Origin of the sequence: Roseibium hamelinense (genome assembly GCF_007830545.1) — a bacterium.
GTDB classification, from domain to species: Bacteria; Pseudomonadota; Alphaproteobacteria; order Rhizobiales; family Stappiaceae; genus Roseibium; species Roseibium hamelinense.
Map to the genome: position 1 here is coordinate 59,607 of NZ_VLLF01000007.1, position 26,231 is coordinate 85,837.

At 55.6% G+C, this 26,231-nt stretch carries 18 protein-coding genes; 11 read left to right on the forward strand and 7 right to left on the reverse strand.

The annotated features are described in order from the left end of the window. The first annotated feature begins 61 nt into the window (after positions 1-61). Positions 62-427, forward strand: coding sequence for a SpoIIAA family protein (locus JM93_RS14325; protein ID WP_145344597.1), 366 nt, complete (start codon positions 62-64; stop codon positions 425-427). 466 nt (positions 428-893) lie between these two features. Here JM93_RS14325 and arcC read toward each other — a convergent pair whose 3' ends face one another. Genes arcC through JM93_RS14350 form a run of 5 tightly spaced genes read right to left on the reverse strand, consistent with a single transcriptional unit; the run spans position 894 to position 7,003 of the window. Next, on the reverse strand, positions 894-1,823 hold the full coding sequence (gene arcC / locus JM93_RS14330; protein WP_145344601.1) for a carbamate kinase: 930 nt from the start codon (positions 1,821-1,823) through the stop codon (positions 894-896). Between the two features lie 4 nt (positions 1,824-1,827). Beyond that, positions 1,828-2,829, reverse strand: coding sequence for an ornithine carbamoyltransferase (locus JM93_RS14335; RefSeq protein WP_145344605.1), 1,002 nt, complete (start codon positions 2,827-2,829; stop codon positions 1,828-1,830). 57 nt (positions 2,830-2,886) lie between these two features. Beyond that, positions 2,887-4,119 (reverse strand): arginine deiminase, encoded by a 1,233-nt coding sequence (gene arcA / locus JM93_RS14340; RefSeq protein WP_145344608.1) that lies wholly within the window; start codon positions 4,117-4,119, stop codon positions 2,887-2,889. Positions 4,120-4,130: 11 nt separating this feature from the next. Beyond that, positions 4,131-5,513: an amino acid permease gene (locus JM93_RS14345; RefSeq protein WP_208995191.1), complete on the reverse strand. Its 1,383-nt coding sequence runs from the start codon at positions 5,511-5,513 to the stop codon at positions 4,131-4,133. Positions 5,514-5,548: 35 nt separating this feature from the next. Continuing rightward, the gene (locus tag JM93_RS14350; protein ID WP_145344611.1) at positions 5,549-7,003 is read right to left on the reverse strand and encodes a YfcC family protein; all 1,455 of its coding nucleotides are present in this window, start codon (positions 7,001-7,003) and stop codon (positions 5,549-5,551) included. Positions 7,004-7,500: 497 nt separating this feature from the next. On the opposite strand from JM93_RS14350, the gene JM93_RS14355 reads away from it, so the two are divergent. The 10 genes from JM93_RS14355 (at position 7,501) to JM93_RS14400 (ending at position 24,489) form a co-directional block, all read left to right on the forward strand. Then, complete coding sequence (locus tag JM93_RS14355) at positions 7,501-9,639, forward strand: DUF4114 domain-containing protein (protein WP_145344613.1); 2,139 nt, start codon at positions 7,501-7,503, stop codon at positions 9,637-9,639. Positions 9,640-9,928: 289 nt separating this feature from the next. Beyond that, on the forward strand, positions 9,929-11,470 hold the full coding sequence (locus tag JM93_RS14360; RefSeq protein WP_280114432.1) for a PilZ domain-containing protein: 1,542 nt from the start codon (positions 9,929-9,931) through the stop codon (positions 11,468-11,470). Continuing rightward, a complete protein-coding gene (locus JM93_RS14365; protein WP_145344619.1) occupies positions 11,467-13,065 on the forward strand; it encodes a glycosyltransferase in 1,599 nt (532 codons plus the stop codon). The genes JM93_RS14360 and JM93_RS14365 overlap by 4 nt, the downstream gene beginning before the upstream one ends. Positions 13,066-13,245: 180 nt before the next feature. After that, on the forward strand, positions 13,246-14,514 hold the full coding sequence (locus JM93_RS14370; RefSeq protein ID WP_145344622.1) for a hypothetical protein: 1,269 nt from the start codon (positions 13,246-13,248) through the stop codon (positions 14,512-14,514). Beyond that, the gene (locus tag JM93_RS14375; RefSeq protein ID WP_145344624.1) at positions 14,507-14,725 is read left to right on the forward strand and encodes a hypothetical protein; all 219 of its coding nucleotides are present in this window, start codon (positions 14,507-14,509) and stop codon (positions 14,723-14,725) included. The genes JM93_RS14370 and JM93_RS14375 overlap by 8 nt, the downstream gene beginning before the upstream one ends. Next, positions 14,722-15,945, forward strand: coding sequence for a tetratricopeptide repeat protein (locus JM93_RS14380; protein ID WP_145344627.1), 1,224 nt, complete (start codon positions 14,722-14,724; stop codon positions 15,943-15,945). The genes JM93_RS14375 and JM93_RS14380 overlap by 4 nt, the downstream gene beginning before the upstream one ends. Before the next feature lie 3 nt (positions 15,946-15,948). Then, positions 15,949-17,457, forward strand: a complete 1,509-nt coding sequence (locus tag JM93_RS14385) for an MBOAT family O-acyltransferase (RefSeq protein ID WP_145344630.1) — start codon at positions 15,949-15,951, stop codon at positions 17,455-17,457. A gap of 11 nt (positions 17,458-17,468) precedes the next feature. Continuing rightward, complete coding sequence (locus JM93_RS14390; protein ID WP_145344633.1) at positions 17,469-19,379, forward strand: hypothetical protein; 1,911 nt, start codon at positions 17,469-17,471, stop codon at positions 19,377-19,379. A 123-nt stretch (positions 19,380-19,502) separates the two neighbouring features. Next, positions 19,503-23,027, forward strand: coding sequence for a PAS domain S-box protein (locus tag JM93_RS14395; RefSeq protein ID WP_208995192.1), 3,525 nt, complete (start codon positions 19,503-19,505; stop codon positions 23,025-23,027). Positions 23,028-23,052: 25 nt separating this feature from the next. Then, positions 23,053-24,489: a sigma-54-dependent transcriptional regulator gene (locus tag JM93_RS14400; RefSeq protein WP_145344637.1), complete on the forward strand. Its 1,437-nt coding sequence runs from the start codon at positions 23,053-23,055 to the stop codon at positions 24,487-24,489. Between the two features lie 10 nt (positions 24,490-24,499). On the opposite strand, the gene JM93_RS14405 is transcribed toward JM93_RS14400, so the two are convergent. Both JM93_RS14405 and JM93_RS14410 read right to left on the reverse strand, forming a co-directional pair. Continuing rightward, positions 24,500-25,075: an NUDIX hydrolase gene (locus JM93_RS14405; RefSeq protein ID WP_145344640.1), complete on the reverse strand. Its 576-nt coding sequence runs from the start codon at positions 25,073-25,075 to the stop codon at positions 24,500-24,502. A 1-nt stretch (position 25,076) separates the two neighbouring features. Further along, positions 25,077-25,919, reverse strand: coding sequence for a hypothetical protein (locus JM93_RS14410; RefSeq protein ID WP_145344643.1), 843 nt, complete (start codon positions 25,917-25,919; stop codon positions 25,077-25,079). Positions 25,920-26,231: the final 312 nt, after the last annotated feature.

Genomic DNA, 26,231 nt, shown 5'->3' on the forward strand with positions numbered 1-26,231 from the left:
GCAAGTTGCAGGGCGCGCTGACGCTCAACATCTTTACTGCGTAAACGCAGGGAGGTGTTTTATGTTGAGTGTTGAAAAGACGGCGCCGGATCGTGTCGATATCAGGTTCAGCGGCAAGCTGGACGCGGAGGGCATGGAGGATGGTCTCCAGCGGCTGATTGAGAGCTCTAAGGACATGCAGTCCGGCAAGCTGTTTTACCGCATTACGGACTTCGCTATCCCGGAGATGCCAGCGCTGGCTGTCGAGTTCAAGTATCTTCCATCGTTGTTCCAGCTCATTGGAAAATACGAAAAATGTGCCGTTGTATGCGACACCGATTGGGTGCGGAAAGTCGCGGAATTCGAAGGCATGCTCATGCCGGGTCTAACCATCAGAGCATTTGAACCTGAGCGGGAAGAAGAGGCTGAAGCCTGGCTGGAAAGCTAGTGGGCCAGACCAGCGCATATATCGGAGCGGGGGGAGGGGTTCGGCCTGCTCCTCAACATGAAAAGCTCAAGGCGGCAATGCCCACTGCTACAATGGCGTGCAGTTGAATACGGAAAATACAGTGGCAGGTATTCAACTGTCTCGTTCGATTTGCGACATGTGTTCCGCCGAAATGCTTGTTCTGCTTAAGTTGGTGGGCGTAGTCGCGTGTCTGCTCGAAAACGTGGAGCGCGGTTTCGAACGCGAAAACTCTGCTCGGAAAAGCTTTGTCAGTTCCTCGCGGCGGATTAAAAGACCTGAAAGAGGCCAAAAACCCACAAATTTGGCAAGCAGGCAACCACTGCATTGGTTCGCGTCAGGCTGTTTAGCTGGTTTTTCAATGGGCTCCTTGTGAAGGCCTGTCGTCTCAATCTTTTGTCGTATCGATGTGTAGGCCATGCCGTTGTCGCGGAGAGTTTGACTGCGGTTAAACGGTCTGAAGTTCGCAGGCCTCAGGATCGATTGTCGTTCCAGCCTCTCCTTGTAGGGCAGCGGAAATATCCTTGAGCGCGCAGATCACTGCCCGTTTCCCGGTCGCGCGCACGAATTCCTGCGTTGCCTGAACTTTCGGGCCCATGGATCCGGCGGGAAAGCTATACGCGTCCAACATGTCGGGCGATGCTCGGCGGACGGCTCTTTGTTCAGGGGTCCCCCAATCGAGAAAAACTGCTTCAGCATCCGTCGCCACGACAAACACGTCTGCCTCGATTTCCCGTGCCAGCATGGCTGAGCAATAGTCCTTGTCGATAACACATTCAACGCCAACCAGTTTTTGCGCGGCATCGTACATTGTCGGGATTCCGCCCCCGCCGGCGGCAACAACGACGGCCCCCTTTTCGAGCAGCCACCGGATTGGCCGGACCTGGAAGATGCGCTTGGGAGCAGGTGAGGGAACAACGCGGCGCCATTTGTCGCCGTCAGGCTTGATGCTCCAGCCCTTGTCCTTCGCATTTCTCTCCGCGTCTTCCTTGCTGTAGACCGGGCCGATGAACTTGGTGGGGTCCTGGAAGGCAGGATCGGCAGCATCAACTTCAACCATGGTGAGCACAGTCGCAAGCGGCTTCTCGAACGGCAACAGATTGCCCAGTTCCTGCTCGATCATGTAACCGATCATGCCTTCGGTTTCGCCAACGAGCACGTCCAGGGGATACGCGTCGATCGCCGTGTAGGCCGCTTCCTGCAAGGCCAACAATCCAACCTGTGGCCCGTTGCCATGAGTGATGACGGTTTCATGCTCCTGCGCAACCGGCGCAAGAGCTTCGGCGGCGATACGGGCATTTGCCCGCTGGTTGTCGGCGGTCATCTCTTCTCCGCGCCGGAGAAGAGCGTTGCCGCCGAGCGCGACAACGACTCTCATTTCGTTATGCTCCAAGGGTTGCGACGAGGATCGCCTTGATGGTGTGCATACGGTTTTCCGCCTGCTCAAAGGCAATGTTCATGGGGCTTTCGAACACTTCTTCCGTCACTTCCATTTCCGTTATGCCGAACTTTTCATGGATATCCTTGCCGACCTTGGTCTCCGTGTTGTGGAAGGCCGGCAGGCAGTGCATGAACTTGACGTTCGGATTGCCCGTCTTTTTCATCAGGTCCATGTTGACCTGATAAGGTGTCAGCAACTTGATGCGGCTTTCCCAAACGTCCGCCGGTTCGCCCATCGAGACCCACACATCCGTGTGCACGAAGTCGACGCCTTTAACGCCCTCTTCCACGTTATCCGTGATGGTGATACGCGCTCCGGTTTCCGCCGCCCGCGCCTTGGCCAATTCTACAACATCATCGTGGTTCTGGTTTTCCTTCGGTGCGACCATGCGCACGTCCATTCCCATCATGGCACCCAGTATCAGCAGAGAGTTGCCCATGTTGTTGCGGGCGTCGCCGCAAAACGCATAGGCTATCTGGGTGCGCGGCTTGTCGGAGTTCTCGACCATTGTCAGCATGTCGGCCAGCATCTGTGTCGGGTGCCAGTCATCCGTCAGTCCATTGTAGACGGGTACGCCGGCGTATTTCGACAGCTCTTCGACCATGTCTTGGCCCGACCCGCGAAACTCGATGGCATCGAACATCCGGCCAAGCACGCGTGCAGTATCCTTCATGGATTCCTTGTGACCGATCTGAGAGCCGGATGGATCAAGGTACGTGATGTGCGCGCCCTGATCGTGGGCGGCCACCTCGAAGGCGCAGCGGGTCCGGGTCGAGGTTTTTTCAAAGATCAGGCAGATGTTCTTGTCCTGAAGAGCTTTTTGCTCGGCGCGCGCGTATTTCGCCCGCTTCAGGTCCCGTGCAAGATCCAGAAGGTAAAGCATTTCGCGCTGGCTGAAGTCCGCAATTTTCAAATAGCTGCGGCCACGAAGGTTAAAGGCCATGTCAAGTCTCCCATTTTTTCTTCGGGTTCGCCCGCGTTCGGACGCGAACGGTCATTCTCAATAGGCGAGGTCGCGTACAATCGGGCAGGTCATGCAATGGCCACCACCGCGGCCGCGTCCAAGCTCGGATCCGTGAATGGTGATTACTTCAATGCCGGCCTTGCGCAGCAGTGTGTTTGTATGGGTGTTGCGGTCGTAACCGACGACAACGCCGGGCTTGAGCGCGACAACGTTGTTGCCGTCGTCCCATTGTTCACGTTCCGCCTCGAAGTCGTTTCCGCCGGTGCCAATGACATGCAAGTCATCCAGTCCGAGCGCTTCCTTGTAGACATCAAAGAGGTGAGCTTCTTCCTTGCGGATATCGACGACCTGATCGCCATCTCCCGGACGAATGCTGAAACATGTGATTTCGTCGACAACTTCCCGGAAGGCGGTGATTTTGTCGTGGTCAAGGCAGGAAAACACGGTGTCCAGATGCATGGCGGCACGGCTCTTAGGCATGGCGCACGCGATGACGCGTTCGGCCGCCCCCTTGGCGAATAACCGTTCGGCCACTTGCTGAACGGCCTGGCGTGTGGTGCGCTCGCCCATGCCGATCAGGACGACGCCTTTGCCGATCGGCATGACGTCACCGCCCTCCATGCTGGAATTGGCGAAGTCTTCGTCGCTGTCGCCCCACCAAATGTCGAATTCCTCCTTGGTGAAACTCGGATGGAACTTGTAAACGGCCCGCTGGTAGAGCGTTTCGGGCTTGCGAGCCGGCCAAAACATCGGATTCACCGTTACACCGCCATATATCCAGCAAGACGGATCACGCTGGAACAGGGAATTCGGGATCGGGTTGAGCAGGAACTCAGTCGGATCAATCACGGACCGCACCAAAGGCGTGACCATATCCTGCGGCAGGTCGTGAAGGGTAATGCCCCCCATGAGCAGACGCGCAAGCTTCACCCCTTCCAGTTCATCCAGCCACGGCCGCATGATGCGGGCAAAGCCCGGTCCAACCATGTTGTCGGTGATCCGCCGGTCGAGTACGAACTTGCGGCCTTCCGGCACCTGATCGAGCATTTCTGCAAGAAGGTCCTGAAGGTCAACGACTTCCACGTCATGTGCTTTCATTTTCAGCCGGAAGTCATCGTGATCGACCCGTGCCTGATGCACCCACAGAACATCGTCGAAAAGGAGATCATGGCAATTTCCCGGGGTCAGGCGTTCGTGTGCCACCGAGGGACGCGCCACCATGACCTTGCGGAGCTTTCCGATCTCCGAATGAACGCCCAACGTCGCCATATTCTACTCCTTCAGTCTGATTGGAGAGCTTCAAAAGACGGCTGTCTTGCCTGCCGCAGCCGGATCAGTACGTAGACCGGGATCCCGGACAGCAACAAAAGAAAGCCGAAGAAAACAACATCCTCCCCAGAGCCGTAGATCGCCCAGAGAGAATAGATGAACCCGAGCAGCCCAAGGCCGCCGACACCCACGAGAGACGGGTCACTCAGCTTTTCGCCCCGCTTGAGACGGATCATGATTTCGGCCACTGCGCAAAAAGCATAGGGGACAAGACTTGCCATGGTCGCCAGGAGGATGATGAAGGTGAACGCCTCCACCAGCCCCTTCGAAAAATTCATGATGACCAAGACGCTTGCCAGGAGATTTGAAATGACCAAGGCGTTGGCTGGCGTGCCACTGTCGGTTACTTTCGCAAAAATGTCGGGAAACACACGGTCGAGAGCGGCGCCGTAGGGAACCTGCCCCGAAAGCATGGTGAAACCGTTGAGGGTTCCGAATGTGGAAATGACGGCTCCGGCTGCGACCAAGACACCACCCATCACACCCCACATAGAAGCTGCAACATCCGCCAGCGGAGCAGCGGAAAGGGCGAGCATTGTCCCGGGCAGCACTCCGATCGCCACCGCAGTCACCGATATGTAGAGGATGGCCGCGAATACCACCCCGATGATGGTGGCTCTTGGTATTGTCACTTCCGGGCGGTACACATTGCCTGCGGGAACGGTGGCCGATTCCAGCCCGAGATATGCCCAAAGCGTAAGGGCTGCGGTGGCCGAAATGGCCGACAAATTGGACTGTCCGGAGACATTCATCGGAGTGAAATTGTCCGGTTGCAGCCAGAACCAGCCGAACAGACCGATTGCCAGAAGCGGCAAGACCTTCAAGACCGTGGTCACCACCTGTACAAAACTTGCTTCCTTGACGCCGCGAATGTTGATCATGGTCAGGAACCAGATCGCCGAAAGCGCTGCCCCAAGCCCGTAAAGACTGTTTTCGCCAACGGGCGGAAACAGGAAAGTGAGGTAGCCGACGAAAGCAACGGCAACCGCTGCATTCCCCGACCAAAGGGCAATCCAATACCCCCAAGCAATCAGGAAACCCGCAAAATCGCCAAAGCCTTCCCGCGTGTAGGCGTAGGGGCCACCAGGTCTCGCGGTTAGCCTTGCGAGCCGCCCAAAAACAAGGGCGAGTACAATGGCGCCCATTGACGTAAGCACCCATCCATACAGGGCAACAGCTCCGAAACTGGCAAGAGACGCAGGCAGCAGGAACACCCCGGATCCTATCATGTTGCCGACCACAAGAGCTGTGCAAGCGATCAGGCCGAGATCGCCGGAGGCTCTATGAGAAGAAACATCTGCCATGCCCGACCGGTTGTTCAATGTTGAAATCATGTCGGCAGGGTCCTGCCGTCTATTCCCCGAAAGGTTCAGACCGAAACGCTGAGCACAATCGTGATCAGTACCGCTAAAATGATCAGCAACGGCCAGGTAAAGCGCAGCCACCTGTCGTAGGACACACGTCCAATTGCAAGACCTCCCATAACGACGGCGAAAGTCGGATTAACCAGGTTCACCAATCCGTTGGCCGATTGATAAGCTGTAACAACGGCCTCCCGGCTCACCTCGGAAAAGTCCGCAAGCGGTGCCATGATTGGCATGGTCAAAACGGCAAGACCGGAGGAAGACGGCACAAAGAAGGACAGGACCACCTCGAGCCAGAACATGACGTTGATGAAGGCAACCGTCCCCAAGCCGCTGACCGCCTGCTCCGACCAGAACAGGATCGTGTCGGTGATCTTGCCCGCATCCATGACGACCACGATACCGCGAGCGACACCGATGATCAGGGCAACGCCCAAAAGATCACGTGCGCCATCAATGAAGGTGTCGACAAATTCATGTTCCCCCATCCGGGCTACGACACCGACAAGGATCGACGCTGCAAGAAAGAGGGCCGACATCTCGCCCATCCACCAACCAAGGACGGAAACACCATAGATAAGAAGCGCAAAACTGGCGACGAAGATGGTCAGGACGACCTTGTGGGTCAACGTGAAATCTATGACTGCGGAATCGTCGCTGCCACGTGAGGTCGATCCCTTGAAAAAGTGGGCCTCGTTGGCCGCCTTCATGTCGTAGACCAGAGACCTTGACGGGTTCGCTTTGACCCGTTCGGCGTAACGCATCACCCAGACAACACAGGCAAGCCAGCCGAAGACGAGGATGATGATCCGGGCGAAAATTCCATCTGTGAACGGGATACCAGCGGCGTTTGCCGCGATGACTGTTGCAAATGGATTGATCGTGGATCCAAGAGTGCCGATCCCCGCGCCAAGCATTATGATCGCCACACCCGTGACTGTGTCGTAGCCAGCGCGCATCATCACAGGAATGACCAGCGCATAGAAAGCCAGCGACTCCTCTGCCATGCCATAGATGGTGCCGCCGGCCGCAAAAAAGGCCATCAGGATAGGGATCATCCATCTCTCATGGCCTTTTAGCGCAACCATGACCTTTCCGATCCCCGCGTCAATGGCGCCTGTTCTGGTTACGACCATAAGAAAGCCACCGATGACCAGAACGAAAACGGCAACATCGATCGCGTTCGCCTCGTTGGTATCGGGGTCGTACAGCCCGCGGATCGGAGCCATGAAAACGTCGACGATGCCCTGAGGTTCGCTCTCAACCTGTTGGTAGGTCCCAGGCACCGGGACTGATCTTCCCAAGGTCTCGTTTTCGACCCGATCGTATTGACCGGCCGGAACGATCCAGGTCGCTGCGGCGACAAGAATGATCAGGCCAAATAAAATTGTGAAAGCAGTTGGAAACTGAAAGCCTTTGCCCTGCGGTTCTGTGCCGTTTTCATCTGCGGCGTCGGACATCTGTTCCACTCCCAATCCACAACCACCGATCCCAATTTGATTCTATGCACTCTTTTCCAATTTGATTATGACAAAGGTCAAATACCGACCGGTATACCGTCTGTTTCCGGCGGCGAAAGACTAAGGTGAATGAAATGAATGAGGCCTTGGTCGAGCAGGCAACTCGTATGCGCGTGCCCATATGATGCCGTGCAATCAGCGAGGGATCCACTGCTGAGACGTCCTAACTTGGCAGAAGGCTGCGGTGAGCCATGGGGGTAGGGTAGCGTCCTATTCGAGGTCCAAGTCACCACATGCATAAATGAAACCAGTGTTTCGAATTTCGGCAATTCCAAATCGAAAAATGCGAATAACACTGGGTTGAAAACACATAATTTAAATATTTCAATTACTTATGCTTCACAGCCAGCTGGCCCAATACTTGCCATGCGTTGCCTGGAAATCCTTCCCAACTTGATTGGCGGGCCTGTGCCTGCCGAATGGATCAGGAGACAACAATGGCAAGTTTGCCCGCAACGCGGCCCACAATCGGGACCGATGAAGACGATGTGCTGAACGGAACCCGGCACTCCGATGTAATGTCCGGACGTTTCGGTGACGACACGATCACCGGCAAGGACGGTAATGATGAAATCTGGGGCGGCACCGGCGACGATGTGCTATCCGGCGACAACGGGAATGATATCATCTACGGGTCTGGCGGCCCAGACCTTGTCGAGGTTACCGGTGTCGAGATCGTTGATGATTATGATGTTTCCGTCGTATTTGAAGGCGAGACGGCCGGGTACCGGAACACATTCGGTGATTACAAGATCCAGGATGACGGACTGATCACCGATGTCGAAATCCTGTGGCCAAACGCCTCGCTCAAAGGCAGCGGCGGAAACCTTATCCAGGGTGAAAGCCGGGAGTATCTGGATGTTTCGGCCGGCGACACACTCGGATTTTTCATCATCTCGAACGGCTATAGTCTGAACAACGGCTATGCCGGACTTGATCTGGATGTCCGACAAGAAGGTGAAGATGCGCCGCAATTGATGTTTCTCGATAGCGACGGGAACCAGGCAACCATCAACAGCGATGCGCCGCGGCTCCATCATTTTTCCGCGGATGGCAAACAGACTCTGATCAGGACGGATCCATACCACACGGCAGCCTTCGGCGAGACCGTGGAGCTCAATCCCGATGGCATACTTCATACGACAGGTGTTTTGAAAACCGATGCCGGCACGCTCACGCTCGGCTTTGAGGACCTTTACAATGGCGGCGACCGCGACTTTGACGACAGCGTTTTCACCGTCGATATCGGTGTTGCCAACGCCTTGGTGCTGAATGCGCATTATCAACAGCAGGATGAGGGCGAAGACACACCAACCGAAGGCGTTGGAACCTCTGACCCGGTCGAGATAGAGCGGTCTGACAACGATACCCTGAACGGCGGCACCGGACAGGATGAGCTGCACGGAAGGTCGGGAGATGACAAGCTTTATGGCAACAACGGGAGCGACGATCTGCATGGCGGCAGCGGCAACGATGAATTGCACGGCCAGTCGGGCAAAGACGATCTTTACGGAAATTCAGGAAATGATGTCCTGAAGGGTGGCAAGCAGGACGACAACCTGAATGGCAACAATGGTGACGACGTTCTCGACGGCGAGGACGGAAACGATGTCCTGACAGGCGGTACTGGCAATGACCGCCTGGACGGAGGCAATGACGATGATGTGTTGGTGGGCGGTTCGGGCGAGGATGCCCTGTTCGGTGGCTATGGCAACGACAATCTGAAAGGCGGGAGCAGCGACGATGTCATGGATGGCGGCCGCGGCAATGATATTCTGATCGGCGGCTCCGGAAACGACACCATGTCCGGTGACTATGGCAATGACGATCTGAAGGGCGGTGCCGGCAACGACATCATGACCGGTGGGCACAATGACGACAGCCTCATCGGCGGGTCAGGCAATGACACTATGGACGGTGGCTACGGCAAGGACATCATCAAGGGTGGCGCGGGCAACGACATTCTGCGCGGCGGCAACGGCGATGATGAACTTTATGGCGGCCATGACGATGATCTGTTTTTCGGCGATGCCGGTGATGATCTGATGCATGGCGGCCGCGGCAACGACACAGTCGACTATTCCGCGTTCAACACCGACCTGTCTGTCATGCTCCACAATAAAAAGGCGCATGGCCTTGAGATCGGTACCGATACGCTGAAATACATTGACAACGTGATTTCGGGAGACGGCAATGACTTCCTGAAGGGAACATCCGGCGCCAATGTCATTGAAGCCGGTGGTGGCGACGACGTCATTCGCGGTCTTGGCGGTGCAGACGAACTGACCGGTGGGGCTGGGTCAGATACCTTTGTGTATCGTACCTATGATCTCGGGCAATCCGATCTGATCACCGATTTTAAGGTCGGCGAAGACAAGCTGGACTTTTCCCATCTCGCAGGTGGTGATGAGGCAAGCACGTTCCTTGATTTGCTCCTGGCGACTGAGAGCCTGGGCGGATTGTCGATTGCTGTTGATTTGTCAAATGACGGCAGCTTTCAGGATGTGTGCACCTTGGCAAATGTTCAGGGCCAGACGATCGCCTCGCTGTATGACAGCGACACTTTTATCATCTGATTTTCCAAATCCGACAAACACAAACCGGGCTGCTTAACTGCAGCCCGGTTTTGCATTTTCGAAATCGCAAAGATGCGGACGCTTTGTCTCGGTTGTTCCCATTTTGCAAATCTCGAAGCTCAACAGCCGGTCATTCCAAAATTTTCCTCATAAGTTGAATAACTTAAGGAGTAGGTCCGAGTTGGGCTTGGGTTCTGACGGTCTGGCATCTGATTTGCGTTGGGGGCAGTGAGCTACAACGAAGAGACCGTTCAACGTGGACATCCAGCGCGAAAGACCAAGCCAACGAATGCATCACCGGGTGTCGGCACCTATGCGTGTCACACTCGATGAGCAACCGCTTGATGTGTCTGACTGGAGCCTCGGCGGTTTCCGAGTTGCGGGTCTCAAAGCAGGCCTTGAAATCGGTGCTGAACATCCGGTTTCTTGCACGCTGCCGTTTCAAGGCTTCAACATCACGTTCGAGGTTCCTGCGCGGGTTATCCGCTGGGACCAGGACACCCGCGCGGCAGCCTTTCGCTTCGTAGACCTTGGCGATCGGGAAGCGGCGCTCATGCGCCACTTCATCGAGGAGCTTGTGCGCGGCAAGATGACCGGTGTCGAGGACACGATCCTTCGGATCGACACCCCAGTCACACCTGTTCCCACCAAACCTGACCCCAACCCTGTTCAGCAGATGCCCGTGCGCCGCTGGCCAATCAAGCAGATCGTCATGACCCTCTTCTACCTGTCCCTCGGGATCGCCGTGTTTGGTTACGTGGCGATCTATCTTTTCGCATCTCTCTTCCGTTTGGAGGTGTCCAGTGCGGTCGTCAGCGCCGAACGCACACAAATCACAGCGCCTGTATCGGGGCAAATTGTATCGCTTGCCGGAAGACCGGACGATCGTATCCTGTCCGGTAAAACGTTGGTTCACCTGCGAAACCAAGAATTGCAACGCGATGTGAGCCGTGCGGAACTCGACCTGATGACAACGCGGGCCGAGCTGAACGAAAGCAAGGCACTGCTCGCCGACGAGCAAAGCCGCGCCGAAGGCTACAGGCTTGTGGCGGAAAACAATATCCGGCAGGCGGAAACACAACTGGACGGGCTGATGCTCGCAAGGGATGCAGCGCGCTTGAAGCTGGAGCGCTATCAACGTCTCTTCGAAAAGGGGCATGTGGTGCAGGCCGATCTTGATCTCGCTGAGTTGGAGCATTCCGAAGCGTTGTCCAATCTCCAGCGCAAGGAAATCCATATTGCCGAACTTAAAAAGCTGCGTGACAGCGGTGAAAGCACACAGCTTTACACCGGCACATCGTTTGCCGGGCGCGCGGCTGAACTTGGGGCAGCAGTGGAGCGTCTTGAGGAAGAAGCGGCTATTCGCGCCCGACATCTGGCGGAGTTGAAGGCGCGCGATGATGTAAAACGGCTGCCCAGCCCGTTTGATGCGCGCATTGTGCAGCTGCTGGCAGAGCCGGGAACAACGGTAAAAGCAGGAGAGCCGATTATGGTACTGGAAGAGAACGACGGCCGAAAGGTTACGGCGTTCTTGACCCAGGATGAGATCGACGACGTGCGCCATGGCAGCACTGCAAAACTGTATGTGCCCAGTGAGGACCGCTGGATATTCGCGACCGTTGAAAAGATCAGCCGGACGGACGGATTTATTGACGAAGTCACCCAAATGCACCGGTTTCGTGCGCCTGATTCACGGTCTGCCAAAGTCGTTTTGTCCAGTGTGACGGACGTTCTCCCGGAAGCCGGTACGCCGGTCACGGTTTACTTTGAACGCCACCGAGCCAACATCGTGTTCCGGACCGCTTCCAGCTATTTGCGGGGCGCGCAATGACCCAACGCAAGAAAACTGCCTACGACGTTGATGAAATCACCGATCAACCTAAGGGGTGGGCAAAGTGGACGCCTTTTGTCCTGCTGCAAATCACGCTGTATTTCGGTGTTTGCTTCGTCGGACTGACAACTGTTGAAACGGTGTTCTTTGATCCGGTTACGTCGCAGATCACCTTCGTGATCGGAGCGCTTGGAATTTGGCGCTACGGCTGGTGGTTCACCCACGCCGTGCGCTCCTGGATCTACGGCCGTTTCGTCTATCCGAAAATGCGGCGGGAGGGTCAGGAGGTTTGGGCCTCTGGCTGGCGCCCCCGGCACCTGCATTTCATGATGACCACTTACAAGGAACACCGGGATATCACGGAAAAGGTGATCCGGTCCATTTGCCGGGAAATCCGGGATTCGGGTGTCCCCGGCACGATATGGCTCGGCTCGGGCGATCAGTACGATGAGGATCTGATAAGCGATCTGTTGAGGCGGGAAATGGCGGATTTGAACGTCACGCTCAGGATCATCCGCCAAAACCAACCGGGCAAGCGGCTTGCCATCGGGCTTGTTTTGCGGGCGATGAGCCGGAATGAAGTGCAAAATGATGATCTCATCATCTTCATGGATGGCGACTTCATTCTGGCCAAAAACGCCGTCGGCGCTTGCCTTCCGCTCTTCAAATTGTATCCGGACCTACAAGCCTGCACGACCGACGAGGAGGTGCTGTGCATCGGTCCGCGCTGGGTCGCCAACTGGCTGACCATGCGTTTTGCCCAGCGCAGGCTCGCCATGCAATCGCACTCGCTGTCCGGCCGGGTGCTGACCTTGACCGGCCGCATGTCGGTGTTCCGCGCCAATCATCTTCTAAAACTTCAGTTTATCCGGCTTTTGGAGGCCGATCATCTGGAGCATTGGCTCTGGGGCAAGTTCCGGTTCCTGTCGGGCGACGACAAAAGCACCTGGTACTACATGCTGCAGTCGGGCTGCCGCATGCTCTACGTACCGGATGCCATGGGCTATACTGTTGAAGTGATTGAAGGCTCTGGCATGGACCGGATGGTGCAGAATTTCCGCCGCTGGTCCGGAAACATGCTGCGCAACGGGTCGCGTGCGCTCGCCCTCGGGCCCCACCGCATGCCGTTTTTCATCTGGTGGTGTTTGCTTGACCAGCGCGTGTCCATGTGGACCATGCTGGTCAGCCCTGTTCTGGCTGTTTGCACATCGGTGCTCTTGAGCCCGGCCTATATCGTCGGCTATGCGATTTTTATCATGATAACGCGCATGCTGTTGTCACTCTTCCTTTATCAGTACGCGCGGAAAGTCGATTTGAGCTATCCGTTCATTTTGTATTTCAACCAGCTGATCAACGCCTCGGTGAAGGTCTACTGCATCTTCCGCTTGTCGAAGCAACGCTGGTCGAACCGTGGGGACCAGCGTGCGGGGGAAGGCGACGGTTTGATCGCCACCTTGCAAAACACGATGGCGAGTTATCTGACGCTGCTCTACGTCACAATGCTCTTCCTCGGTGTGACGCTGATGGCCGGGCTCGCTGAGCCGCCGAGCAGTGCCATGATCATGAGTGTTTTAGGATTGTCAGGGCCGGCTTAGACCGGCCCTTGCCATTTTCAATTTGCAAAGAAAACCTTTTTCACAACGCGAAGAAATCCGCATTTGCAGAACTGGAAATCTGTTTATCTAATTGTTTTTATTGTCTTTATTTCTACAAAGCCAGTTTGGCGCACCTTTTGAAAAGCACTGTCCAATCGAATTTGAGACAGGACAAATCCCATGACCCGCAGACCAACACTATATGTAGCCTTGATGGCAGTTGTCGCTGTTGTGGCGCTCGCTCCCATCGCCTTCAACTATGTCGTTGATGCCTACGACCGCAATGGTGTTTTCGATCTCGGTCTCGACAAGAGCGAAATCAGTGTGAAGGCGCATTACCCGCTCTACAAGATGATCGAATATCCGCGCATCAAAGCGCCGACGGTCGTTCTGGGAGACAGCCGGGCCCGGGCGCTGCAGGATCGCTATTGGCAGGAACTTGGCAATGCGGACGTGTATAATTTCGCCTACGGCGGCGCGACCGTTTTTGAAATCTACGACACCTTCAAGTACCTCACCGAAAATTCCGAACTCGAAACACTGATCGTCAGCTTGCCATTGCGCAGCATGGACGCGCGATTCAAAGGCGGTATGAACCGGGTTCCGGAAGCTATTGAGCTCGCAGCAGATCCGTTTGGCTACTATTCGAACTGGTTTGTCGCAAAGATCGGCTGGCGCCTGCTGGAAGACCGCTTTCCCCAACTGTCCGACGCCGTGAAAGCAGTGTCACTCAACCCCGTCTCCGCGGCCAAGGCTGCTGAATTTGCTGCACTTGAGCACCTCGGACTTGAAGAGCTCTTGGATCCCGAATTGTGCGAGGACTGCAAGCTTCAAGCGCCACACACAACACTGACACTGCCCGCAGCCTTCCATCACCGCGGGCTCGGTCTCGGACGCTGGGGCCGGTATTGGCCGGAAATAACTCTTGATCGCGATCTGCCAAAATTGTTCGCAAAACAGGTCGGTACCAACGGGGCCGCCGACTGGCGCCGGTTCAAGCAATCCGACGAATTGTGGAGCATGGTCGAAGAGATCTCAGCCTGGTGCGATGCGAACGATGTCGAACTGATTTTCGTAATCCCTCCAACCATTTCCGAGATGCAGCGCAGGATATCCGACTTCGGTCTTCAGGCGGCCAATCATCGCTTTCGCGAGCGTTTGAGCGCTTTGGGCCCGGTGGTTGATTTTGATTTCGATGACGGCTTTACGCGGGAACTCGACAACTTCACGGATGCCTATCATTTCAACGCGAGAGCCGCGCGCAAAATTGTCGGCGAGCTCCAGCAGCTCATCGAAGCGGATCAGGAGAGCCGCGCTCTCGCACAAGAGCGTCGTGGAGATCTTGTGTGCCCCATTCAGGCGAAAGATGTCAGCGAACAGCACTCCGACGGCACGCTGCAACTGATTGAAGGCAACTCCTGCCGGATCTGGAGACGGACCGATGCGTGAGTTTTATCTGTCCCGCGACGAATGGCGTTTGCTTTTGCTGGGCTACACAGCCGGTTCGATGCTTGCTCTGTGTTTGATGATTTTGCCGGGAGCGCCTTTCAAAGCGTTTTTGGAAAACCGCCCAGTCTTCGAAGTGCCGGCATCGCCCCTGCACGAAAGTGAAAGCAGTCTCACAAACATCGCTCCGTATTGGAAGGGAGCCCGGTCATGAACAAGAAACACCACAACATCAAGCGCTGGAAATTCGCCTTGGTAACCGCAGTCCTTGGTGCCACTGGCTATGTTGCCCTGTCGGGAGCTCCAGTCCAATTCACAGCAGAGGGTAGCCGCATTGACCCGACCATCGAAGAACAGATCAAACAGGCACGAGGTCTGCAGAAAGTCGGCAAGTGGGGTGATGCTGCAGAAATTCTCGCGCAGCTCGCGAGCGATGGTCATCCGGTTGCGTTGTATCATCTTGGCCGGGCCTACAAGAATGGCTGGGGGATGGAGGCGGATCTTGATCAGGCACGACTTTTGTTCATGGAAGCGGTACGCTTTTCCTTCGCCTACCGGGGGGAAACCGCCTATGAACTAGGACGATTGTTTCAGCGCTCATCCGGCGAAAAATGCGCTGCAATCGCGCTTCAGTGGTTTCAAAAGGCCCTCGAATGGGACTATCCGAAAGCACATGTCCAACTCGCCAAACACTTCGAACGCGGGATTGGCACCGAACGCGATCTGGCTGCAGCATTTCATCACTATGAAAAGGCCGCGATTGCCGGGTACCCTTCCTCAACCATCAACTACGCCCGCATTTTGATGCATGGCCGCTATGGCCTGACACCGGATGGCGACCAAGCGCTTTTCTGGGCGGCACGGGCGATGGAAGGTCTTGAAAAGAAAGCCCGCGATGGCTCGGCAAGTGCGGCGAAGACCCTTGGCCGTATCTATCGCGACGGGGAATTCGTAGCCCAAGACCTGGCGAAGGCCGAGGAATGGTTTGTCCGCTCAGCCGAGCTCGGTGATGCCGGTGCCATGCATGATTTGGGGCACATGATCCTCGCTGCTGACCCTTCGCCTGACGAAATCAGCGCAGCCCTCGATTGGTTTCAGCTTGCCGCAAAAGCCGGACACGGCGGCGCGTTGACCAACATTGCCCGCATGCACCTCAAACAACAACATGGTTTTGAGCCCGATGGCGCGGTCGATTTGCTGAAACGCGCCGTAGCTGTCGGACATCCTGGTGCGATGGAAGAGCTGGCAAAGCTTTACGCAGCTGGTGAACTTGTTGAGCAAGATCTCGAACGGGCATTTGAACTTGCCGAAAAAGGCGCAGATCGCGGCCATCAGGGCAGCAGCAAGTTTTTGAAATACCTTCAAGAACATCACGCCCAGACCAATGAAGCCGCCGCGCAACCTAAATCCGCAAATACCAAGAAGGAGGGCTGAGCCATGGTCTTCAGTTCGCTTGAATTCATCTATCTGTTTCTGCCTCCGGTCTTGATCGGGTTTTTGATCTTGCGCCACTTTCGCTGGGAAACCGGTATTATTTGGTGGCTCACGCTTGCGTCGCTCGCCTTCTATGGCTGGTGGAAGCCGATTTACCTACCGCTACTCCTTGGTTCGGTGGTGATCAACTATGCTCTGCATCGCGTACTTCTGAAGGTCCGGGACCGGTTTGTTCTGATCACCGGAATTGTCTTCAATCTGGTATTGATTGCCGTCTTCAAATATGCCGATTTCGTAATCGGCAACGTGAATGCGCTTGCCGGGGCCGACGTGCCGTTCCTGAATCTGGCGCTTCCGCTGGCGATCTCGTTCTTTACGTTCCAGCAGATTTCTTTCTTGATCGACACGTATCGCGGGGATGTTTCGGACTGTGACTTCCCGCGTTACATGCTATTCGTAGTGTTCTTTCCGCAACTGATTGCTGGCCCGATCGTCATGCAGAGAGAGACAATTCCGCAATTTAAAATGAAGGTCTTCCAGAACCGTCTTGTGCTGAACCTTGCGGTTGGCGCGACGCTGTTTGCAATCGGCCTGTTCAAGAAAATCGTTTTGGCAGATGGCATTGCGCCTTACGCAAACACGGTTTTTAGCCTTGCAGAAACAGGCACGGGCGTCCCGATGGAAGCGGCCTGGATTGGGGCGCTTGCCTATACCTTCCAGCTCTATTTCGATTTCTCCGGTTACTGCGACATGGCGCTTGGTCTCGCCCGGATGTTTGGCATCCGCCTGCCGGTCAACTTCAATTCCCCCTATAAAGCAACCAGCATATCCGACTTCTGGCGCCGGTGGCATATCACCTTGTCACATTTTCTCCGGGACTACCTTTACATCCTGCTGGGCGGCAACCGCAGCGGTGCCGCACGCCAAAAAGCCAACTTGATGATTACCATGCTGCTGGGTGGGTTGTGGCACGGTGCGAGCTGGAACTTCGTGTTCTGGGGCGGTCTTCACGGGGCCTATCTCGTTATCAACCACGGATGGTCGCAACTTGTTGGGAAGGGCTATGTTCCGAATGTTCTCCCAGCACCGTTGGCGCAGTTTCTGTCCCGCGCTCTAACACTACTGGCCGTAGTTGTGGCTTGGGTTTACTTCCGGGCTGAAAGCTTCGAAGGCGCGAACAATATTCTTGTTGGCATGACAGGTCTTTCGACTGTCTACGAACCCAAACTCTGGGAAAGCGTAACGTTGGAAACAGCTCCGATTTGGGCTGGGTTGGCCATGCTTTCCGGCATTGTTTTTCTGCTGCCTAACTCAATCGAATTCACCGAACGATATAACCCTGTGCTTCGTGTGAAGCAGTTTGTAGCTCAGAGAAAGTCTGACGGGTTTCTGCCGTTGCGCTGGCGGCCGTCCGCCAGTTGGGCAATGGCTCTGTCGATGATCGGAGTGGTATCCATGCTCCAGATCTACCGGCTCGCCGACCTGACAGAGTTCATCTACTTCAACTTTTGAGGAGCAGGGCAATGCTTAGGTTTACAGGGTATTTGCTGCTTTCTATCGGCGGCGCGCTGGCAGGAATTGGAGGACAGGCTCTGGCCGGGGAAGATTTCGGTACGATTACCCTGACCATTCCGGGACGCAGCGTCAGCGTATCGTTGCCCGACGGCATGATCACGTCCAAGGGCATCGAAGACCCGTGCGTTGAAGCGGTTAGCAAGTCCGGGAAGAACCAACTTGTCGTCACCCGTGAGCTGGGGGATGACCAGGCGACTGTGCTGGTAAACGGCGATCCGGTCGATATGCGGGGCGGAGGCGAAAGACTGGCCCGCATCAGCGCAATTCGGTTGTCGCGGGATGGGTCGCTGGTTCATGTGAGAACATGGAAGAGCGGGTCAAAAACCGTCGAACTGGTGCAAGACGGCCATGTAGTCTTGTCCAGACCTGCCGGATCGATGGTACGAGTAATTGCCTTTGACCGGACAGCGCTTACCCTGATTGTCCGGCGTCCGAATGAACCGGCGCGACTGTTGCGTTTCCAGCGATCGGAGTCCGGGCGCATCTCACAGGACCCAGAAGTGCTCTATGAGTTTGGGGGGTGTATGCCGGGATCAATGCGTAAAATCGATGGGGGATATCTGCTTCAGCTGCCGTGTCGCGCGAAGGAAGCGGACCTTTTTCGGCTCGATCTCGAAGCTCAGTCTTTGACACCCGCTTTAAGGACAGCTGGAACCGCTCGATTTGAACCCGTTGTTAAAACGGACGATCTTCGTGACAAGATCATTGTTGTGTCGGTGGAAGGCTCAGATGCTGGTCTCCACTTTTACAAGGGGGTTATGGGGCTTTTGCTCGGCCAAACCGGCGAGCCGAAATCCTGCGCATCTGATGCCGAGGGATTGCAAAGCTGGAACCAGAGTTACCGCCTGTCTGCTTTGGCCGAGCTTTACAAGAAAACAAAAGCACCGGTGTTCGCCGCCTTGGGAGAAAAGTCGATCCGAAACACGCTCGCCGCGCGCGACGCCCTTAATGACAGGGCCACCCCGGCAAATCCGAGCTGTGGTTGGAGTTCGGTCATCTACTCCGATCATCCAGAAGAGCGATTGTCGCTTCTGATCAATCAGGCAATGATCGGCAATGCACTCACCCGCAGTTGCACAAGCTTTGGCGATTGGTGTCCCGACGCTCTTCGCCGAGAAATTGCTGCACTAAGGCAGTGCCTCGCAAGCGGCTATGCAAAAAACTTCGATCAGACTGAGGGGCTGTACCGGATCTCTCCCGAAAGTGGGTTTCGGTTCGCTGGAGAATTCGCACCTTGGAATTGGCAGGTTTCGTTTGCAGCGCTTCTTGCCGCAGCCGGCGGTCCGGATGCGGTCCGGGCGGAGGCAATTGCTGGTAAATTCTTGTCTGAATGGGAAGCGCATGAGGATGGCCCTCTCTGGCGGTATTGGCCGCTGGCCTACTATCGAGAGGCAGGTCGCACCGACGCACAGATCGCCAATCAACGGTATGAAGACATCGCTCATGCCGGCATTTCTCTGATGAGCCTTGCCGACTTCGAAGACCTGCGGGATCAGGCACTGGCAAGAGGTGTCACGAAGCGTCTGGACTGGATCTTGGACCAAGGCTCGGAACCTCCGCGAGATCTTGATGGCTCTGGTCCGGAAGCAGCCCGGTGGGTTCCCGCTGGTGGTTGGGCTGACTTTGCCAGCCCGACTTTCATGCGGACATACGCCCGTGACATATCCGGAAGCAGGTCGGCGTCCGCCATCTACACCAATGCGCGCCTCTTTGATCCGAAGGCGCATTTCGATCTGATCCTTCGGATATGGGCCTGCGATGACACCTGTCAGGAGATCAGTGCACAGGCCTTCGATAGTGCCGGGCATTTTATGAAAAGCAATCCGTTCTTCGTCATCCGAAGCACAAACGGCATCTAGCCGAACCAATTGGTTGGTAGGGGGGGGTGTTTCCGCTGCGGAAAGTGCCTTTTGCGAAGAGAACTCTTAACACTTGTGAGTACGATGGCGGACAAAGACCCATTTTCTACGAAGGCTCCTCCGATGCCCGTTGCCCGTTGGATTAAAGAGGTCGCCGCCGATGCGACCTTCTGGCTTGTATTGGTTTTCCTGACCGCTTCCGCGTATGCGGCCTATGTCTTGGCCGTTGATTTCAGCAAGGAAGCGCGGACACACGATCTGGCTGCGGCAGCCCGGGCTCAATCTGAACTGTTGACCGCCACGCGCCGATATTACGCGCGCGAAGTTGTTGAAAAACTCTACGCTTCAAATGATGTGACTGTTTCACATGATCATGAAGGAGCAGAGCTGACCGTTCCTGCACCCGTGACCATGACCCTTGCTTTGGAAAAAGAGCTTGCCAGCATAGGGTCGCCGAGCAGTATTCGGCTTGTCTCAAATTACCCTTTCCCATGGCGGGAAGACCGGCAGCTGGACGCATTTGATTCAGAAGCCCTCGCTGCAGTTCTCGAAAACCCTGACCGCCCATTCGAGCGCATGGTCGAAACAGATGGCGGACCGGTGTTTCGTAGTGCACGAGCCGTGGTCATGGATCAGTCCTGTGTCAATTGCCATAACAGCCATGGAGATTCTCCGAAAACCGATTGGGGAGTCGGGGATGTTCGCGGCATTCAACAGGTCACGATTGCAGCAAGTGCTGCGGCGGGTCTGGAACACACTTCGCTCAACAATCTGCTGGCGCTTTTGGCCGTCGCTTTTGCGGCAGCGGCTGGGCTGAGCCTCGTACTATCCCGGCAAAGACGGCACGCCATTGAACGGGTGGCCGACCTTGCGCGGCAGGAGCAGCAGAAAAATGCTTCTCTGAAGCAGGCAACCGCCCGCGCCGAAGCTGGCGAAGCCCAGGTGGCTGCCATCATTGAAACCATGCTCGACGGGCTAGTGACGATAGATCCGTCCGGCGAAATCAAGACTGCGAACCGGGCTGCTCTTGCCATGTTTGCAGCGGGCAGGTCGGAGGAAGTCATCGGCAAACCGATATGTGATTTTTTACCCGAAACCAAAGGTCTCGATGCGCCGTTCAACTGTTGCGGCCAGTCAGCCGAAGGCAGCGCTCTCAAGGCCACGGGCGAACGCCAGGAAATGACTGCACGCCAACTTAACGGGCGGGAGTACCCTGTTGAAGTTGCGATCTCTGAATTGCAGACTAACGGCCTGCATGTTCACACCGCTATCTTGCGCGATCTCACGGAGGAAAAGGCTGCGGCTGAAAAGCTGCGTCAAGCTGAAACCCGCTTGCTGGACGCCATTGAATCCCTGCCTGATGGCTTTGTCCTTTATGACAAGGACGATCGGCTCGTCATGTGTAACTCCAAATACCGTGAATTTTATTCGCGCAGCGCCGACCTCATTCAAACAGGTCAAAAATTTGAGGACATTATTCGGCGAGGGGCGACACGCGGGCAGTACGCCCCCTCCAATCAGGTGATTGAAGACTGGATTGAGATGCGGATGGAGCATCATCGCAATCCCGGTGAACCCATGGAACAGCTGCTGGATGATGGACGGTGGTTGCGGGTGATCGAGTCGCGCACAAGTGAGGGTGGCCTTGTTGGTTTCCGCGTTGACATTACGGAGCTGAAAGAACGAGAAGAAGACCTGAAACAGAGTCAGGATCTTCTTCGTAATGTGGTCGATGCCTCGTTCGATGGTGTGATTGTGATGGATGGTCACGGCGTTGTTGTCGACTACAGCCCATCGGCGGCAGAAGTCTTTGGCTGGCAGCCGGACGAAATCATCGGCAAACATATGTCGTCCTATGTGATACCGGAACGGTACCGAGGGATGCATGACAATGGTTTGAAAAAATTCCTCGAGACAGGAGAAGGCCCTGTCATTGGCAAACGGATAGAAATTGAAGGCCTGCACAAGGAGGGCCATGAAATCATTGTCGAGCTTGCGATACGCCACACCGAAGGCCAAACCGGTCCTCTTTTTCTCGGTTATGTGCGAGACATCACCGAACGCAAGGCGGCTGATGATGCCCTGCGAGAGGCGAAGGAACGGGCTGAAATCGCCAATGAGGCAAAAGCCAGGTTCCTGGCAATGATGAGCCACGAAATCCGGACGCCGCTCAACGGCGTCCTTGGGATCTTGAGTTTGTTGCGCGATACAAACCTTGAGCCCGAACAAAAACTCTATGTGCGCACTGCGCGTGAATCCGGCCGTGCTCTCCTTGAACTCATCAACGACATACTCGACTACACCAAGCTAGAAGCCGGCCGTATGGAGTTGGATGAGACACCGTGCCGCCTGCACAAGGTGCTCTACGGGATTGTCGATCTCTTCACTCCGATTGCGCGCGAAAAGAACCTTGAGTTGACGCTTGATTACCCGCGATCTGTGCCGACAAATGTGATCGCAGATGCCGGACGTTTGCGGCAGATCGTACTCAATCTCGTCTCGAACGCGCTCAAGTTTACCGATATGGGCTCGGTTCAAGTGCAGGTACGTGTCGAAAGCACAAACAAGGAGATTGCGACCTTCGTGATTTCTGTTGTTGATACCGGCATCGGTATTCCACAGGACAAGCACGACATGTTGTTCGGCGACTTCGTGACCGTCGATTCAAACTACACACGAAAGGCGGGCGGCAGCGGTTTGGGGCTCGCAATTTGCCGTCAGCTGGCCGGCCTGATGAAGGGTGAGATTACCTTCGACAGCACTCCGGGAGCAGGCAGCACGTTTCGATTTATTGTCCCGATCCGCCTCGCGACAGCTGAGGAGATGCCTCCTGCAACCGGCTCGGCAGGCCGTGAGGACTTACCCCTCGGTGTTCGTGTGCTCTTGGCTGAGGACAACGCGACCAACCAGATTGTCGTCGGTCACGCTCTGGAAAATGTCGGCTGCGATGTCGATATCGCCAACCATGGCCGGGAGGCGGTCAAGTTCGCCGAAACGCGGGATTATGATTGCATCTTGATGGACATTTCCATGCCGGAGATGGACGGCATTGAGGCGACTGCCCGAATTCGCTCGAACCCGCGCAACCAGAATACGCCGATCATTGCTCTTACCGCATATTCGCTGCGTGGCGATCGGGAAAAATTCTTGAAATCCGGCATGGATGACTTTCTGTCGAAGCCAGTCGAAAAGGACGATCTGATCGCGATGATCACCCGCCATGTGGCACCGCAAGAAGGTGTTGTTGCGACCCTGCCACCAAACGAGGCAGGCGATCCGAGCACTAGCCTTGAAGCCGCTGAAGAAATCCTGGCAAACATGCCGGAGGAAATACAGGAAAAGCTTCTGACCCAGTTCTATAGCGACATTAAGACTCGCTCCGACGATGCCGCTGGGGCGCTCGACAACGGCAATCTGGTTGCTCTTGAAAGGGCCACCCACGCGATCAAGAGCGTCGCTGGAACTTTTGGAGCCACGGAACTTGCGGAAATCGCGGCGCGGGTTAACCAGCTGTCTCGCGATGACAAACACCGCCAGGCGATGGATAGCGTCAGCGAACTTTTGACTGCGAGCAACACAACCCTTGCGCAGGTCAGTACATTGGCGGCTAAGATGGGTATCAAGCTCGGATCTACCGATTTAAATTAGACATCCTGTCCAAAGGATTGCCGCCTTGAAGGTTTTGATTGTCGAAGACGCTCTGTCGCTGGCCACTGTTTACGGCCACCATTTGTCCAAAGCCGGCATGGACACTGCACATGTCGAAACCGGCAAGGAGGCGCTGGCCAAACTGCGCAAAGGTGGCTTCAGCGTGGTGATCCTGGATCTTCAGCTGCCGGATATGAATGGTTTGGAGGTGCTGAATACAATCCGCGAAGAGCAGCTGCCCGTGACCGTTGTGGTCGTCACGAGTTCCGGTTCAATCAAGGTCGCCGTCGAGGCCATGCAGGCCGGGGCCTATGATTTCCTCGTCAAACCTGTGGCAGAGGAGCGGCTGATCACCACGGCAAAAAATGCTCTGGAACGCGAAACACTCACTGAAGTGGTCGCTGAAGTTCAAAAAAATTCCATCAGCGGCAAGACGCAAAACGGGTTTGTCGGCTCCTCTCTGGCGATGACTGCGGTTTACCGGATGATTGAGAGTGTCGCTCGCTCCAATGCGGCCGTTTTCATCACCGGAGAGAGCGGGACGGGCAAGGAAGTGTGCGCAGAAGCGATCCACAAATCCAGCCCGCGCTCCAAACGGCCGTTTGTTCCACTGAATTGCGCTGCGATCCCGAAAGACTTGATAGAGTCGGAGATCTTCGGCCACGTGAAAGGTGCCTTTACTGGAGCGACGTCCGACCGGGATGGTGCCGCCTCGCGGGCGGACGGAGGTACTTTGTTTCTGGACGAGATCTGCGAGCTGGAACTGAGCCTTCAGGCCAAGCTTCTGCGGTTTCTTCAAAGCAGCACCGTGCAAAAGGTCGGCAGCGACACCTTGAAAAAGGCCGATGTCCGGATCGTATGCGCGACCAACCGAGATCCTTTGGAGGAAGTCGAAGCCGGTCGTTTTCGCGAAGACTTGTACTACCGGCTGCATGTCCTGCCGATTTCACTGCCGCCGCTACGTGCCCGAGGCGCCGATATCCTTGAACTCGCCCGGTATTTTCTGAGCAAGTTCGCAAAAGAAGAGGGAAAGAGCTTTGATGGGTTTTCGGTCGAGGCGGAGGAGGTCCTCCTGGCTCATCCCTGGCCGGGCAATGTGCGAGAAATGCAGAACGCAATCCGAAATCTCGTGGTCCTGAACGAGGGACCAACAATTGAGGTCGACATGCTTGGCGGACTGCAAATGCGAAAGCCTGCAGGCAGTCAATTGAATCCCGTTCAGGCCCGGCCCGCAGAATCGATCTTGCGACCTACCGAACCCAGCGAAGGTGGATGGCCGCGCCTGACACTGTCATTGGGCCAACCATTTGAAGTGCTGGAGCGTCAGATCATTGAAGCGACAATCGATGCCTGTGGCGGAAGCTTGCCGAAAACAGCAAGAACGCTTCAAGTAAGTCCATCAACGCTTTACCGCAAAAAGGAAGTCTGGGCGGCTGAAGAGGGCGATGGTCCGAAAGATTGACCGCCTTGTTTCAACGGCTTGCAAGCAGGCTTTCCGCTAGCCCAAAAGCTGCAACATGCGATGCGATCGGCACACGTCCCTCCAGGACCGCTTTGCGAAAGCGTGAACGGGGCATGGTCACTACGGTTGATGTCTCCAGGTCGCCCGAATTGGGCAGGCCAAACTGAATAACGTTTGTGGCGACGTGAATATGAGCTGTCGCCACCTTCTGATTTCCGTGCACCACAAGCTGCCGCTCCGGCAGCCACAAGCCGCCGCCGTAACCGGTTTCCTCGAGGAGTTCGCGGCGGGCGGCGAATTCAGGGGATTCACCAGGTTCTACCTGACCGCCGGGAAGTGTGAGGCAGACTTGACCAACACCATGTTTATACTGCTCCAAAACCAACAGCTCGTCATTTTCGTTGACGGCGAAAATCGCTGAAAACGAGGGTAGCTCGACTTGGTAGTAGTCATCGATGATGCGGTCGCAGGGCAGCTGTACCGACTGACGGGACACCAGCAGCCGGTGTCCTGCCTCAAACACCTTTTGAGAGCCCAAAAGCTGCCATACATCCTGTGATAGCCGGCGATCCAGAGTATCTGCCATCTTAAAGCTCCAAAAGGTCAAGAAGGGCATTTGGCAGCGCCGGCTCAGCGCAGTCGTGACGACGCTCTTCATATTTCAGGAGCTGTGCCAGATCGGACGGACCATTCACTTCGGCGATAAGGTCTTGGGGCTGCAGGCCTGCTGCCATGTCAGCGGCATAACCGGCCAGTGAGCTGGGGCGGAAATACCCTAAGATGCGTCCTTCGGGATGATCGGCTTTGATCCCTGTAAGTGTCGAACGTGCTGAAAAATTCCTATGTGTGATCAGCAGGCTGGTCATGCCATCCCGGCAGATCTGATAATCAGGAAACCGTGCTGTGAACTCGTGAACGATGTTCGCCAGTTCGCTATGTGTGTTTTCCCACCTGAGATAGGCCTGGCGCTCACGCACAGTTGCGCGTTGCCCGGGAATATCCAGCCGCAAGGAAGCCGGGCCAACATCGAGGAGGGGCGCTTTTTTATCAGGGTAAGTGCTTCGTTGAACGACCTGCGCCATGAATTCATAAAGGCTGTCACGGAACAGATGATCCTCCTGATGCACTGGTTGATCCGTCTTCCAGATCTCTGCACCTGATGCGGCATAGATCCCGGCGGCGACACATCGCACGTGTTCCGGCAACGTCCGCAAAACCACATGATAGCCGTAGCTGGTGACGATGTAGCAGGGATGTTTCTCGGCAAAGTCGGTGACATACTGCTCAAGGCCCGGGTCCATCCGGCCATGAACCGAAGGGACAAGTGCTTCCAGGTCAAAAAGGTATAGGTCTTGTCCTGTTCCGGCAATCTTGACCGGAACAGGTCCATGGGCGCCATCAATTCCGGCCGTGATTTTCTCAATCCGCATGTCGCTTCCTTTCAAGGGGTGAGGACGGTGACTGAACCTCACAACGCAATGCGCTTGCCAAATGCCGGAGTTTTTCGGGGTATTGATTTAAGATGTTGAATTTATTTGCATAAATAGCCCCTGAAAACATCTGTCTTATTCTGTTCGTTCAGCAAATCAGAACGATTTTGCAAAACCAACTTTCGTTTTCGCGAAGCGACAAGATGCTCAGCTTACAATGCCTGCGCAGGACCTTTAAAATACACACACCCTCGTCAGAGAGACCCGCCCGGCACGCTGAACAGCTTGATACCGGATTTGCGAATTCAAAAA